15 protein-coding genes are annotated in these 13,973 nt (G+C 31.3%); 5 read left to right on the plus strand and 10 right to left on the minus strand.

Features of this window, described 5'->3' with window-relative positions; all coding sequences use genetic code 11:
- Positions 1 to 922: 922 nt before the first annotated feature.
- On the minus strand, positions 923 to 1,150 hold the full coding sequence (locus tag BT999_RS00425) for a MerR family transcriptional regulator (RefSeq protein ID WP_072695370.1): 228 nt from the start codon (positions 1,148 to 1,150) through the stop codon (positions 923 to 925).
- Positions 1,151 to 1,598: 448 nt separating this feature from the next.
- Here BT999_RS00425 and BT999_RS00430 point away from each other — a divergent pair, with 448 nt between their 5' ends.
- The 4 genes from BT999_RS00430 (at position 1,599) to BT999_RS00440 (ending at position 2,548) form a co-directional block, all read left to right on the plus strand.
- Positions 1,599 to 1,844, plus strand: a complete 246-nt coding sequence (locus BT999_RS00430) for a type II toxin-antitoxin system Phd/YefM family antitoxin (RefSeq protein ID WP_072695372.1) — start codon at positions 1,599 to 1,601, stop codon at positions 1,842 to 1,844.
- A gap of 68 nt (positions 1,845 to 1,912) precedes the next feature.
- Complete coding sequence (locus tag BT999_RS12685) at positions 1,913 to 2,041, plus strand: hypothetical protein (RefSeq protein WP_281246527.1); 129 nt, start codon at positions 1,913 to 1,915, stop codon at positions 2,039 to 2,041.
- 18 nt (positions 2,042 to 2,059) lie between these two features.
- On the plus strand, positions 2,060 to 2,290 hold the full coding sequence (locus tag BT999_RS00435; protein WP_084650525.1) for a hypothetical protein: 231 nt from the start codon (positions 2,060 to 2,062) through the stop codon (positions 2,288 to 2,290).
- A gap of 69 nt (positions 2,291 to 2,359) precedes the next feature.
- On the plus strand, positions 2,360 to 2,548 hold the full coding sequence (locus BT999_RS00440; RefSeq protein ID WP_072695374.1) for a hypothetical protein: 189 nt from the start codon (positions 2,360 to 2,362) through the stop codon (positions 2,546 to 2,548).
- A gap of 532 nt (positions 2,549 to 3,080) precedes the next feature.
- Here BT999_RS00440 and BT999_RS12345 read toward each other — a convergent pair.
- On the minus strand, positions 3,081 to 3,227 hold the full coding sequence (locus BT999_RS12345) for a lmo0937 family membrane protein (RefSeq protein ID WP_143145464.1): 147 nt from the start codon (positions 3,225 to 3,227) through the stop codon (positions 3,081 to 3,083).
- 243 nt (positions 3,228 to 3,470) lie between these two features.
- Here BT999_RS12345 and BT999_RS00450 point away from each other — a divergent pair, with 243 nt between their 5' ends.
- Positions 3,471 to 4,154, plus strand: a complete 684-nt coding sequence (locus tag BT999_RS00450; RefSeq protein WP_245790971.1) for a Crp/Fnr family transcriptional regulator — start codon at positions 3,471 to 3,473, stop codon at positions 4,152 to 4,154.
- A 380-nt stretch (positions 4,155 to 4,534) separates the two neighbouring features.
- Here BT999_RS00450 and BT999_RS00455 read toward each other — a convergent pair whose 3' ends face one another.
- The 8 genes from BT999_RS00455 to BT999_RS00490 all read right to left on the minus strand — a co-directional run bounded on the left by BT999_RS00455 (position 4,535) and on the right by BT999_RS00490 (position 13,964).
- Positions 4,535 to 5,740 carry a hypothetical protein gene (locus BT999_RS00455; protein WP_072695379.1) on the minus strand — a complete coding sequence of 402 codons (1,206 nt, stop codon included), beginning with the start codon at positions 5,738 to 5,740 and terminating at the stop codon, positions 4,535 to 4,537.
- 94 nt (positions 5,741 to 5,834) lie between these two features.
- Positions 5,835 to 6,464, minus strand: a complete 630-nt coding sequence (cysC, locus tag BT999_RS00460; protein ID WP_072695381.1) for an adenylyl-sulfate kinase — start codon at positions 6,462 to 6,464, stop codon at positions 5,835 to 5,837.
- Positions 6,465 to 6,476: 12 nt separating this feature from the next.
- On the minus strand, positions 6,477 to 7,691 hold the full coding sequence (locus BT999_RS00465) for a sulfotransferase family 2 domain-containing protein (protein WP_072695383.1): 1,215 nt from the start codon (positions 7,689 to 7,691) through the stop codon (positions 6,477 to 6,479).
- 128 nt (positions 7,692 to 7,819) lie between these two features.
- Positions 7,820 to 10,039 carry a glycosyltransferase gene (locus BT999_RS00470; protein ID WP_072695385.1) on the minus strand — a complete coding sequence of 740 codons (2,220 nt, stop codon included), beginning with the start codon at positions 10,037 to 10,039 and terminating at the stop codon, positions 7,820 to 7,822.
- Between the two features lie 57 nt (positions 10,040 to 10,096).
- Positions 10,097 to 10,972, minus strand: coding sequence for an NAD-dependent epimerase/dehydratase family protein (locus BT999_RS00475; RefSeq protein ID WP_072695386.1), 876 nt, complete (start codon positions 10,970 to 10,972; stop codon positions 10,097 to 10,099).
- Positions 10,973 to 10,975: 3 nt separating this feature from the next.
- The gene (locus BT999_RS00480) at positions 10,976 to 11,650 is read right to left on the minus strand and encodes an acylneuraminate cytidylyltransferase family protein (protein ID WP_218587501.1); all 675 of its coding nucleotides are present in this window, start codon (positions 11,648 to 11,650) and stop codon (positions 10,976 to 10,978) included.
- 83 nt (positions 11,651 to 11,733) lie between these two features.
- A complete protein-coding gene (locus tag BT999_RS00485; protein ID WP_072695388.1) occupies positions 11,734 to 12,780 on the minus strand; it encodes a glycosyltransferase family 2 protein in 1,047 nt (348 codons plus the stop codon).
- Between the two features lie 26 nt (positions 12,781 to 12,806).
- Complete coding sequence (locus BT999_RS00490; protein WP_072695390.1) at positions 12,807 to 13,964, minus strand: FkbM family methyltransferase; 1,158 nt, start codon at positions 13,962 to 13,964, stop codon at positions 12,807 to 12,809.
- Positions 13,965 to 13,973 lie beyond the last annotated feature (9 nt).

The raw sequence follows: 13,973 nt of genomic DNA on the forward strand, positions 1-13,973 counted from the left end.
CGATATAATATATAATATATTGATAATATTTATATTTTAATATTAGTGTTTTTTTGCACTGTTGTTTTTTTACACTGATAACCAACGCAGCTATCATATCTAATTAATATTATTTAATATTATTTTTATCATCTTATTTGTTAAATGTGAAGTGCTACTCGCATAACAGTCTGTATTATATAGATAAAATTCGTTTATTATTCAGATATTGAAAAGCATTCTATTTAAGCATATTGTGATTTTTTTTACTTGTATTTAAGCTTTTACGCTTGACGTCTCGACTCGGCTCAACTGTTTTTAGGCTAAATTTTTACTCCAGTTTTCGCATAAGGATTTCTTACCCGTGGTAATCATGACTATCACTGAAAACCTGCCTATCTATGTCGATAAACGATTATAAGTTAGGTTCAAACATAGATTGTCTAGAACTAAAGAAATACGTTGCGAACGAAACAGTATTGCTTGTTTTTGGGTAAAGGTTTAAATAAATATGTGGAAAAATAGTACGGTACAGCATGAAGTGTGTAGATGAAAATTCGGAGGTGAATGTGCCTAATACTAATTCAAATAATTTGTTTGCACTGTTAACAAATAGAAAGATATTAGATATTGTGTTCTAAGTGAAAAAGCTTGAAATTATATCAAACTAAAAATAAACTTTACCAATAAAGCTATTTGTGTATTTTCACTCTTATTTATGTTTTAATATAATTTGTGTTTCTATGTTTCCTAAAACATAGGTGTAATAATATTACTTTGAATGTTGTCTTCTATTTCTACAATTATGTAACACTCTGAGATAAATACTTTTATATGTGCTTGACTCCTTTTAGTTCTATTTTTTTGTAGCTTGCAGTGCTAAAAAAGCTTGAAATTCCTCCTTAAATTTTCTTTTGCTTCCCACGTTGATCTCTGGTGCTTCTTATTGTAATGGGGTGATTTTGCAACGATCAAGGTACGCTTGCACATCTATAAGCTTGTACCGGACGCTTCTACCAATTTTTGCATACGGTAACCCTCTGTGTTTATGTCTATCTTGTCTCAATTTACTGACACTACATGCTAAAAGCTGTTCGGTGGCAAACTCGTTCATCCATGCAAGGTTATCTTTTATATCTACGTTTTTTATGGGTATTGATAATACGCTCATAATTTCCCCTTTTTTTATCTTTTGTGTTTTATGTTGATTGATAAATAAAAAAAATAAAAACACGCCATTTTTTATAAAACGGCGTTTTAATAGCTTTTTTCCAATCTTAAAAAATTTAATAATGAAGACTATTGAATATTTTTATGTTTAACCTGTTAATAATATTAATAAAAATATAACTAGGATTCTAGCATCATTAAAAAAAAGTGCTATAAAATAAATATATAATTCGTTTAAAAAAAAATGATTTTTTTTTAATTTTGAAAAGCTTAGACTAACATGGTTTAACGGAGCACTTTTTAACAAGTTTATTTTTCACTAAAATGATTATAATTGAGAGTATTGATAAAATAACGAGATAAAACATTCAGTAGAGTTGACAAATGCTTTTTTTGATGCTAAATAAAGCACCTAATAAGATATAAAATTACATATCAAGAGGGAAGCCATGCAAACTATTCATGCGGAAAAAACAGTGAGTGTTACCGAACTCAAGCGAAATTTTTCTGCTATTCTCAGCCAGGCAGAAGATAACCCGGTGGCCGTGCTTAATCACAACAAGCCAGAAGCCTATCTATTGTCTGCTGCTCATTATGAAAAGCTGTTGGGGCGTCTGGAAGATTTGGAAGATATAAAGCTAGTGCAAGAGCGTTCTGGTGGTCCTTTTGTGGAAGTGGATATAAATGAGCTATAAACTACGCTTTCATGAACTGGCTTTGAAAGAGTGGCAAAAGCTTGATAGAACCCTGCTGGAGCAATGAAATGAGAAAACTTAAGTTGATGTGTGATTATTACTGTTATCCGTTATGGGACTCTGAGTCAGATGAATATAATATTGATCCATTGAGTCTTAATATCTCACAAACGTTGAACGCTCAACTAATGACCTAACCGCTAAAGAGGTACATCATGAAAGCAAAAATATATGTTTCGTTGTTAAACGAAGGAGTTTCTACATATAAATACATACTAGCAGAAAGGATACGCGATACTATCTATACTATTTCAGAAGACAATGATTATGACTCAGAAGACGAGGAGTGGGAGTTTATTCCAGGAACTACAGTAGTTGTAGAAATGAAAAAGTTCCAGGATGGGACTAGCGATCTCGTTGCAATTAAAGAATATAGTAAAATGTAATAAGTTGTGTTAGTCGCAAATTAAGTTAACAATATTGTTGTAGATCAAGGCAAAACAGATTCCGACTGGGTGGGGCAACAGACCAGTATTGTTGGTCGTAGCGAGGTAGATATTTATGTGGAAAACAACACCCATATCAAAGGGGCTATCATTGCCACTGAACCGGGTGGCGATTTAACCCTCAACACCAACACCCTAACCTTTGAGGAAATAAAAGACAAAAATAAAGGCTACGACTGGTCATTTAACGTTTCCTGAAGTGTTAGCAGTGGCAATGGTGGGCTTGACAAAGACACAGAGATTTTGGGAACAAAACCTTATGACTACACCACTAAATCGGAAAACGGCAATGGCGGTAACACGGAATACAAGCCAAATAGTACTACTACAAATAAAGACAATATTAAAGCCACCCTTTTTAGAGTGGCTTATTAATGTGTTCTTTAACTTATATACTAAGCAAATGCACTTTTTATTAACCTTTTATTCTTATTTAAGACCATTGCAAAACGCCGTTTTGCCTACTTTTTTCATCATTTTATGCTAAACATAAAAAGTCTTAAGTCTCAAAAATCACTAATTTTACAAGAAAATCAAAGTTTTCTTATTTGTGTTTTTTTGAAGTGTCTTTCTAAATGAAGCCTCTTTGAGCTTATAGTGCAATAGTCTCTAATAATACTTCTAATACGTATTATTGAATGATGGTGACACTTTTACATCACAATAACTGTGATGACAGAATAATTTCTGATTTTATGGCTTTTGGTGCAATACGCTTTTTAAAAAGTCTTTAAAGTCGTCTACCTTGAATAACTCGTACAAGAATTATTATAACAGCTAAGACTAAAAGTAGGTGAATAAATCCGCCCATTGTGTAGGAAGAAACAAGACCCAAAGCCCACAAGGCCAGTAAGAGAATCGTAATGGTTTCTAACACATCTGCCTCCTTATTCAACTATAGGGTTACTGATTAAGTTAACAATAATTGTATTTATTAAACCCGTCTGTACGGTGTAGCACATAACAATAAGTATTTTGATAACAGTTTGTCTTTGTCTTGCTTAAAAGCATTGCGTAGTGTACATCTAAGGGGTGGAATATATATATTTGATATTAATTAATTTATTTTCATTCCAAATTTTTTTTACAGGGGTTTATCATAGAAAAAAAATCACAGGCTTTGAAAAATCATCTTCTGGCTACTTTGTCGCCAAGCATTTTTGAATCAATGTTACCACATCTTGAATTAGTAGAAATGCCACTTGGTAAGGTTTTATATGAATCAGGAGACACGTTAAGCCACGTATATTTTCCTGTTGATTGCATTGTATCCTTGCTCTATGTAATGGAAAACGGAGCATCAGCGGAAATTTCAGTTATTGGTAATGAAGGAATTATCGGCATATCTTTGTTCATGGGTGGCGAAAGTACGCCAAGCAGAGCTATAGTACAAAGTGCTGGGCAGGCATATCGACTCTGTAGTCGGATTTTTAAAGAAGGGTTCCACCGTCATAGTGAGGTATTATATTTATTACTACGCTATGTTCAGTCCCTCATCACTCAAATGGCTCAAACTGCTGTTTGTAATCGCCACCATTCAATAGACCAACAGCTTTGTCGTTGGCTTCTTTTATCTCTAGACCGATTGCCAAGCAATAAACTAACAATGACCCAAGAACTGATAGCTAATATGCTTGGGGTGCGTCGTGAAGGGGTAACAGAAGCGGCTGGAAAGTTGCAAAAGCTCGGTGTTATAAAATATCACCGAGGGCAGATTACTGTTCTTGACCGCCCCAAGCTTGAAGAGTTGTGTTGCGAATGTTATGCCGTTGTTAAAAAAGAAACAGACCGCCTCTTACCTTAAAAGAAATGATTAAAGCTCGTGTTAACACCACATTGTTATAAATGAAGACCATTGCACAATAGTCTCAAAGCGGCTTCATTTAGCAAGGTAATCCCAAGCACGCATAAGGACAATAGGCTGGCTTTGCTCGTCCATGGACTTGGAGCTTTGAGCTTATACCCCAGAAACAAGAGAAAAAGTTATTTTTTTGTAAAATTAGTGTTTTTTGCGACTTAAGGTGTTTTATTCTTTGTGCAAACGAGGCTAAAATGATAGCAAAGAACTCAAAACAGAGTTTTGCAATGGTCTTATTAATATATAAAGAAAAGAATTAAAATTTGCGGGTACTTTTCGGAGTGTATCAAAAAGATAAAGACATTCTATTAATATATTTAAGCATATTACCTCTTGGCTTTTGGTCCAAACAGTTCTAAAAATTTTAAAAAAATTTTGTTTATAGTGCTTTCTGTATCTGCAAAAAAGTTATTAGGGTTATCTTTAAATTGCTTATAGTACTTGGGTTTAGCTATTAGTTTTAAAATTGGAGTGTAAAAGAATAAAAAGAAGCTCTGTGGAGTGTTGGGGAAACTCACTAGATGTTGTGAAATATTGCCTAAATCACTTTTTAAATATTTATCTATTGAAGACCTTAAGAGGTTATTTTTTTTTAACCAACCTGCAATATTATGTTCTTTTCCTGCTACAAATGGGTGCAACTCAACACCATGAACATTTTTCAATCTTTCACAGGCAATTTTATCTCTTTCATACTCTTGGCTATAAAATAAAGCAATATTGGCATTCAAAGATTGCCAGTCAAGAGAGGTCAGTAAATCAAAATAAGTCTGGTCTACTCCATTTAAACAACTTACATCTGGTAAAGGAAGAGGGCGAGGTAAAAGAGTTTGAGGTGCAAAAGCTATAATACGTTTAGCTCCCAATAAATAACCAAATAGTAAAGATGCATAACCACCGCTAGAACAACCTATAGTAAAAATGTTAGAAGACTCTTTCTCAAGTTCATTAATTTTTTTTCTTAAATATAAAACAGTATCAGGTACATCATTCGTAAGAAATGCTAACCCTTTTAAATACCATGCATCATACATATCTCTTACAAAAATTAAATTATAATTATAGACTGAAAGTATATCTGTTAGTTGATAATTCAACTCATTTATTTTCTCATTGCGACTAGCAAAGCAAATCAGAGTACAATCACTTTTTTTATCAATTATCTTTATATTCAATAGCTCAAGAAGTTCTACGTTTTTATGGTGTTGCAACTCTATAATAGAAAACAATAAAAATGGGTTTTTCTCTAACCATGAATAATATTGAGAAACTGATTTATCAATAATGAATAAAGATGCAAGTTGCATTATTTGATTGTTGGAAAGTTGCTTTTTTGCACAATTAAAAAATCTAATAAAAAGGCTGTTATCTCTAAGTTTTTTTAAAGATAAAAACGCTGTATTGTATATGGCATCAATATTATTGTATTGAACTAAATAACAAGCCCTATTTAATAAAAAATAAGATAGATTTAAAGATGTTGAGCAATAACGTATATATTCTGATTTTTCTCTTTTAATCTCTAGCTTCACTTATGAATATCCTTTTTTATTGGATTCTTTCTACTCTACTTCTGCTAAAAGCAACGTACCAATAAAAACATTATTATCAAATACTTTAACTATTTTAACTCGATATCTCAAGTTCCAGATTCTTCGTATGGGCTACAATAAATTCAAAAAGTTCATTTGTATTTTCTGTAACGGTTTTATTTTCTGTAACAATAATTAAGTCAGGATTAGTTGGGGCTTCATAATTAGAGGAAACTCCGGTATAATTTTTAATTTCCCCTGTTCGAGCTTTTTTATAAAAGCCTTTTACATCTCTACGTTCGCATTCTTCGGAAGAACAAGAAATAAAAACCTCTTTAAAAAATTCTTCTCCAATAATATCTTTAGCATTTTTTCGTGCCGTTTCAGAAGGCGAGATAAAAGCACAAAGACATATAGTTGCATTTCTTACTAATATTTTTGCGAGTTCTGCTATACGTCTGTTATTCTCTTGTCTGTCTTCAGGCGAAAAACACAAGTCATTACAAAGCCCTGTGCGAATAGCATCTCCATCTAACACAACTATATTATAACCCTTTTCAAAAAGCATAAGCTCTGCCGTGTGTGCAAGAGTTGATTTACCTGCTCCTGATAAACCTGTTAGCCAAAAGACCATGCCTTTATGAGAGTGCCTCGCCTCTCTCATTTCTTGACTTACATGGCTACGAGGAGCAACTAAGTGAATGTTTTCTTTATTATTTGTCATTTTATTATATGATTAAAAACGTTTTGCCTTTGGGCCAAACAGCTCTAAAAACTTTAAAAATATTTTGTTCATAGTACTTTCTGTATCTGCAAAAAAGTTATTAGGGTTATCTTTAAATTGCTGATAGTACTTGGGTTTAGCTATTAGTTTTAAAATTGGAGTGTAAAAGAATAAGAAGAAACGCTGTGGAGTGCTAGGAAAATTAATTAAATGTTGTGCGATGTTTTCTATTGTTTTTTGCAATGCAGATAACGTATTTTCAACCTTAATCAATTGTTGAGTATTGAGTTTTTGTAAAGTAGCATTTTCATTTTTTAAATTATTTATTGTATTATTTGAAACGGAACGCATTTCACTGATTCGTTGATGTCGCCAACGTATCATGTTAATAGCTTGTATCGCTATTGATATTTCTTGTTCTGAAATGTTCTTCTTTGAAACAGGAAGTTCAGTGCTATAATTAAATATTTCAAAGTCTTTTTGATATATAGTTTTTATCAATTCAACAGACCTAGCCGTTATAAATTCTGTGTTATAGGATAACAGGCTAACATTATTCCCTTTATCTTCAAAAGGGAGTGCAACATCCTCTCCTAAATGTATTTTTAAGGCTTCTTTTAATTTTTCTTTTTCTTCTAATTTAACAATTAATGAGTATGGGAATATATCTGGGCGTAATATTTTGTATTGAGGCATAAAATGAGGATCCAGAAAGTTGGCAGGATGTTCGTAGGCATATAAATGTTCTAAAAAATATTCGAACGCCAAACTTATGTCTTTTTTGTTATCAATTTTATAGTTACAAAAATCGTATTTTTGATATGGTATTATTCGCAATGGTTCTTGCAATAACATTTTTGACTGCCATGCAGAAAAAATACGCATATAAGGATTACGCACCAGAGTAAAACAAAAGGCATCCTTTTTTGAAAGATATTCTTCTATTACACTCAAGGGTAACCTTGTCAAATGTGGAGCAATATTAGCAATATCGTGTATTACTAATTCTGGGGTACTCTCAAGACTCTTGTGTATAGAAGAAACATCTAAATCAACTGCTTCAAGTTTTGCAAACCACCATTTCATAGTCGTGCAGGCAACCTTTGGGACAGCCACATACAAAAAGTTATAATTATATGATAAAAAACCATTAATTAATAAGTTATTTAAGAATGGCTTATTCTCTTGAATATTTTTTATGTCAAGTTGTTTATATAAAGTTTGCATTGTTATTGTCCTACAAAGAAATAGTAATTATTACACATCAATTTGACTATGCTTTATTAAGGCTAAATCAACCTTAGATAAAATCTTGTTAAAAAAACGCACATTTTCCCCCTTTATTTAATAACACTTTAATCAGGAATAATCTTTGTCAGTTTTGATAAAATATGGTCTTTGTTATGTTTTTGGAGAATATTATATTTTAAGCGTTTTCTGTCTAACATTAACAAAGATATAATCTTAAGCCAATGAGGAGCTTTTTTGTAGCGTTGTTCAAGGGTAATATCTCTATTTTTTTGTATTCGTTTTTTGTATTCAGCTTTGGTTAAAAACACTTTTTCAAATATTTTTTGTGGATATTCACAAATGGATTGTGCAACTTCAATATATTCATAAAAATCTAAATCATTTTTTTCAAGCTCTTTGCGAAAAACTCTTAATAATAAAACGCGGTTCCACATATCCGGCTCACTATGTATTCTTAGTAAAATGAGATCAAACAAACGGTAACATAAGGCATAATAACTTCTATGATATTTATCGAAAAGATTTTCTTTAATATAAAACTCTTTTAAATTTTTACATATATGGGAAATGTCTTCTATGCCTTTTTTATTTTTCACTCCGTAGGTCAATGAATCTTTTCTAATAGCCCAAGAGTAACCTATATAAGGTATAGTTATGCTTTGAGAAGAAAAGTAATGAGCTTTTAAGGAAAACTCTATATCTTCGTGGTAAACATACTCTTCAAATAAAAGATCATGTTTTCTGAAAAAATCTATGCGATATAATTTTGCCCATGCAGAGAAAGAATGTCCAATACTCATTTCTTGGATTGCCGTATAACCCGAGAAGTTTAATGAGGCTTGATATGTTGCTATTATCTTATCCTTTTCGACTCGTTCATAACCACACTGTACAATATCAGCCTTAGCTTGTTCTGCTGCTGTATAAAGATTTAACAACATATCTTGTTTAATTACATCGTCGGCATCAACAAAGGTGCAATATTTACCTTGAGCGTGATGTATGCCAGCATTGCGGGCTCCAGCAGCACCTTTGTTCTCTTGAGAAATAACTTTTATGTTATCAAAATTTCGAGCATATTCTTCAATTATACTTAAAGTTGAATCAGTAGATCCATCATTAACTATAATTATTTCAACGTCTTTAAAAGACTGATATATTATAGAATTGATAGTGTTAGCAATATAATTTTCTACATTATAAGCTGGTACAATTACAGAAATTTTTATATCTCTACTTTGTTGTTTTTCTATTATGGAGCTTACATAACTCTTAATTTCTTCCGGACTTTTATTTGGAGCATAACTGTCGCTCAAAACCTTATCATAGTTATCACGACGAAAAACATTTAATTGTCCACCGGGGGTAATATTTATAATTTCTCTATTATCTAAATCAAAAGCTCTTTTAGCTTTGATATAGCAAAGTTCCATACGATTAACTAAAGGTATATGCCAATGATAACCCTTTCCAAAATAATTAGGGTGAAAATGATTAGGATCGTCAACCGTAGATAGAATATCATCCCCTTTTACTATAGCAGATGAAGGAATTGTATATTCATGGTCAAAACCAATAAGGTAAACATTCTTAAATCCCATATAATATGCGAGTTGCATATTAATATAAGAAACTGTTCCGCCAACCCATAAACGCCTCGAAGCATCTATACTAAAGTAAGGGTATCCAACATAACGACGATAATCAACTAGCGTATTTACAAAAAGATTATTTGTGTGTGCTAATATACAATCTTTCAAATAGTAACCATAAAATTTTATAGTACTATTCACTTTTTGCATTTCATGCTTACGTTCTTTGGCAACGTGTGTATCCTCAACACAATAAAAAGTTGGCTCAAATCCCATCTTATCACGAGCTAAAAATATAGAATTAACACCAAAGGTAAATTCATTTTTAAGTTTTGTTAAGTCAACTTTATTTAAAGAAGGACCATTGCCAAGAATAAAACAACGCTCTCCAGCATAGCGATCTTTTAAAGCTTCAATATCAAATAAAGATAAGTTTTCCTTCTTAAAAAAAGAACAAGTCCGATTACTAGCTGCTAGTTGCTTGTCATAAAGTGGAGCAAGCTTTTTTTCATATTCGTCTGACCATATGTCATTTTTATTGATAAACTGATATTCGTTAAGCCACAGCAATGCAAGGTCAATATTGTTTTTTTTATAGGCTTTTATTATTTTTTCTTTTAAAAGTTCTGATGTTTTTTCTTTACCCATGTTTTTAGTTGATTCAAGAAAATCATTTAACTCTGAAAAAATATCACTATTGATTGTTGTTTCATCCCAGCTACTGAGGCTCATAAAGATATTCTCCTTTAATATATAACCATACAATAAAACGCTGATAACTGTCTATGTTTATTTAATTATTACGTTTTCAAATATATCACTCATACATTGTAATAAACCCTGACCCATATCAATATGCGGGTTGTTTACAATTTTACGTCCAACTTTAGGGCTAAAATTATACGGAGTGATTTTATAATGTGAATCTCGTGTAGAAGGCAGTATCTCAATATCTACATTATCATGCAACATTTCTTTAATCATTGATAATAATTCAATATATTGCATTTTCTCAGGGCCAGTTAAGACAACATTCTCATTAATAAATTCATCAGATAATATTTTTACACTAATATCAGCCGCATCTTTTACATGAATAAATTCTCTTATTTCATTACCTGTGCCATAGTAGGTGATTTTTTTATTATGTAAAGCTTGTTTGATTAATTTAAAAATACTATTACGCTCGTCTGCTCTAGGTCCATATAAAGAACCATAGCGTAAACAGGTGTATTCTAGCCCATGTAACTTATTGTAAGTTTCAATATATGCCTCACAAGCTTGTTTGCTACAACGATAAAAATATCCTGCATCACTATAAACATAAGCAGAACTGGCAAAAACAAAACGTTTGATATTCGCTTTTATGGCAGATTCTAATAAATTTACTGTACCTAAAATATTAATATTCACTGTATCAATTGGTCGCTGCTTACATTCATCAATGTCGGCTATCCCTGCGAAATGATATATTATATCTGAACGGCTAACTAGTTTTTCGATTAATGGATAATCAAGAATACTACCAACAGCCATCTCTTGTTCTTCTTTTAAATAAGGCGAGTTTTGTTGGTCAAAAACAATAACTTTATGCCCAGCCTCAGTTAACGCATCTGCTACATGACTACCTAAAAAGCCAGCTCCACCGGTAACTAGAATTCTCATATATTATCTCTTATTTTTTTTCTGTATTGCTAAAAGCTCGGCTAAAATAAAGTCTTCTTCTTCATCTATGTCTACAGACTCTAACTGTCCAAGAGTAAATATCTGAGCTTTATTGCCTATTCTTTTATTATTGGCAGCTTTAAACGATTCTTTTGAAAATAAATAAATACAAGAATTTTCTTCATATAGTGCTGGTAAGTCTTGAGTTCTCAATAATTCGTTCGGATTATGATTTACAGGATTACCATTTTCCCAGTAAAATCTTGTTTGCCATTTGGTTACAGAAAAAAGAGAGTCAAATTCATTTAATTTCTTAAAATATTTATGGATACTTTGTTCTATGGAATTTTTTGTTAATAAAGGATTAGTAGAATGCGTTTGTAAAAAATGTTCACTATTACTATGTGTTATATCGTAGGCAATAATATCATTCATAGGTACTGTATCACCGCATAAGTGGTTCGGCCTTTCTATTATCTTCACTTTTTCTTTGTTTTTAGCTAAATCTGCAATTTTTTCACTATCTGTGTTGATTAATATTGTCGTAATTTGTTTACAATCAATAAGAGTATCCAAAATGTGAAAAAATAATGGAACCCCCGCAAAATCACGGATATTTTTATTTGGTACTCTCTCTGAGTTGCCTTTCATGGGTAGTATTGCTGTGATCTCGTTCAAAAGAATATTCCTTCATATAGTAGTTATAGTTTTTTTTGATTTAATTTGAAAACATTCTAAAAAAGATATAGCGTGAATTGCTATCATTTCTCAAGGCTATTTCTCTTAGTATTTTCTATATATTTATTGTATATATTTGTTTTTAGCCTTTTAGGATCTAATAAGCACAAGGATAATACTTTACGCCATTGAGAAGCTTTTTTATAACGTTGCTCTAAATTGACAAGAGTATTTTGCTTAATTGTTTGTGCTATTTTAACTTTCTGTTCTTTCTTCCAATTTAAATATTTACGCATTAGTTGATGCCTAGCTTCTTTTATCACACTTTTTTGTTCATCATGTGCAGAATCATGATAAATATATATGGTTGGAAAATAAAAAGTAGCATCTTTACTATATTTTTGGTGGATTCTATAAGATAACTCTGTTCCCTCATGTCCAAATAGTAATGGATCCATTCCGTCAAATTCTTTGTATATATTTGTTCTCCACGCTGAGTTTCCTTCAGTATTAATAACCGAAGGAATAGGAATGTCTCCAAGGTCATAACAAGGTTCTGCTATTTGAAACGCTGTTGTCGTCTTAGGTAATATTTTTCCTCTTATAGCAGATAGATTAGTATCTAATAATACATCTAAAATCTTTTCAACAAAGTTTGGCGGAGCAATAGCATCATCATCTAAAAAGATACAAATAGGTGCTGTTGCAAAATGAACTCCAATATTACGCCCTTCTGATAGTATAAGGTTTATAGGCGTTTTAATATACAGTATGTCCATTTTTAATAAGATTGGCACTACAGAATCATTTTTGCCATTATCGACTACAATAATTTCAATATCTTTTTCATTTCCATCCATTACAGATTGTAAACAAGTAATTAAATCTTCTTGAGTATTATAAGCAACGACAATAACTGATGCTTTAGGATTTTTGTTTGTACGGTTGTCTACTGTCTTTAAATCATTGTATAATATACTATTTCTGTATATATTCATTAATTTATACGCCAAAATAAAATCTTTTTGTTGTAATGCGTTTTGTGCTTGTAAAAAAATATTACACGCATATATATTTTGCATAGAAGTATTTTCAATATGTTGAAATATGCTTTGCTCTTCTTGATTCATCTTTTCACTCCTTTCGAAAAATATTTTTACCCAACTGTAGCATATAGAATAGTATCCAACATTGTTTCTGAATGATGTCCGATATAAAATTTATAGCCTAAATTCAATTTATCTATAAATAGTGGAATCTCAAAAATATGTGTTGGCTTATAATGTATTGAAATGGCTAGGTTTGGAAGATGATTTCTTAGGGTTTCTATACCACTCTCTAAAACGATTAATTCATCGCCCAAAGCATCTATCTTAAGAAAATTTAACGAGTCAATCTTATATTCTTTCATAATTAAATCAATGCAAGCGAAGCTATTATTAACACAATCACTAGAAGAAAGACTGTGGTTGCAACATGTTGCTGGGTTTATAAATGTAACATTCTCTATACCACAAAATTTTTCTTTATTATTCAAATGAGCATTAATGGAAAAAATATGACCTTTATCACCAATAGTTTTACCAGCTTGTTTTATTATGCCAATATCATTACCCCCAACACACATCAAAGTATCATCTTGATGCAAAACGACATTTGGGTGGCAATATGCAGAATATATATCTTTTATATAATAAATAGGATTACCAGTTGTTCTTGCTTTTATTATTTGAACCAGGTTTTGCTTACTACTCTCATCTTTCAACAAATTATAGACTGATTGGAATTGTGATTTCCATGTTAAATAGTGATGCGGTAAAAATGTTTTATCTTTACCAAGAGCGAGTATTTCTTCTGATGTATTAATTATAAAAGAATTTGCTTTATCATTTTCAATAATGCACTTTTGAACCGATTTATCTAAATTATAAAAAACAAATTCTAAGTAACCAACATTGTATAAAGAAGTTATATTACCAACGGAAACAGATCGTTCACCGTTTTGATCACTAAAAGGAATAACATCAGGCAAGTTATCAGTAGCATCAACAACAATAACTTTTTCTAGACGGCATTGCGGGTATTTCTGCATTATCTGAGAGATATTATTCAACTCTTTTTTACTTAAAAAAAGTGCAATTTGAGTGTTATATTGCGGAATTTGAGCGAAGTTAAATAAAGAGGCAAAAATAAGGCGTTGTTCTAGCGTTAAAGTGTTTTTTAACTCTTTTAATTTATCTTCAGTTTTAGTTATGCGACTACGTTTTATTAAGGCTAAATCAACCTTAGCTAAAATTTTGTTAAACCATTTCATATTAAATTT

This window comes from Desulfovibrio litoralis DSM 11393, assembly GCF_900143255.1.
Lineage (GTDB): Bacteria > Desulfobacterota > Desulfovibrionia > Desulfovibrionales > Desulfovibrionaceae > Frigididesulfovibrio_A > Frigididesulfovibrio_A litoralis.

Bases quoted from the DNA above. Each gene is read 5' to 3' on its own strand.
- cysC (WP_072695381.1), bottom strand. From the start codon at position 6,464: ATGACAAATAATAAAGAAAACATTCACTTAGTTGCTCCTCGTAGCCAT.
- BT999_RS00490 (WP_072695390.1), bottom strand. From the start codon at position 13,964: ATGAAATGGTTTAACAAAATTTTAGCTAAGGTTGATTTAGCCTTAATA.
- BT999_RS00425 (WP_072695370.1), bottom strand. From the start codon at position 1,150: ATGAGCGTATTATCAATACCCATAAAAAACGTAGATATAAAAGATAAC.
- BT999_RS00470 (WP_072695385.1), bottom strand. From the start codon at position 10,039: ATGAGCCTCAGTAGCTGGGATGAAACAACAATCAATAGTGATATTTTT.
- BT999_RS00465 (WP_072695383.1), bottom strand. From the start codon at position 7,691: ATGCAAACTTTATATAAACAACTTGACATAAAAAATATTCAAGAGAAT.
- BT999_RS00475 (WP_072695386.1), bottom strand. From the start codon at position 10,972: ATGAGAATTCTAGTTACCGGTGGAGCTGGCTTTTTAGGTAGTCATGTA.
- BT999_RS12685 (WP_281246527.1), top strand. From the start codon at position 1,913: ATGAGAAAACTTAAGTTGATGTGTGATTATTACTGTTATCCGTTATGG.
- BT999_RS00485 (WP_072695388.1), bottom strand. From the start codon at position 12,780: ATGAATCAAGAAGAGCAAAGCATATTTCAACATATTGAAAATACTTCT.
- BT999_RS00435 (WP_084650525.1), top strand. From the start codon at position 2,060: ATGAAAGCAAAAATATATGTTTCGTTGTTAAACGAAGGAGTTTCTACA.
- BT999_RS00430 (WP_072695372.1), top strand. From the start codon at position 1,599: ATGCAAACTATTCATGCGGAAAAAACAGTGAGTGTTACCGAACTCAAG.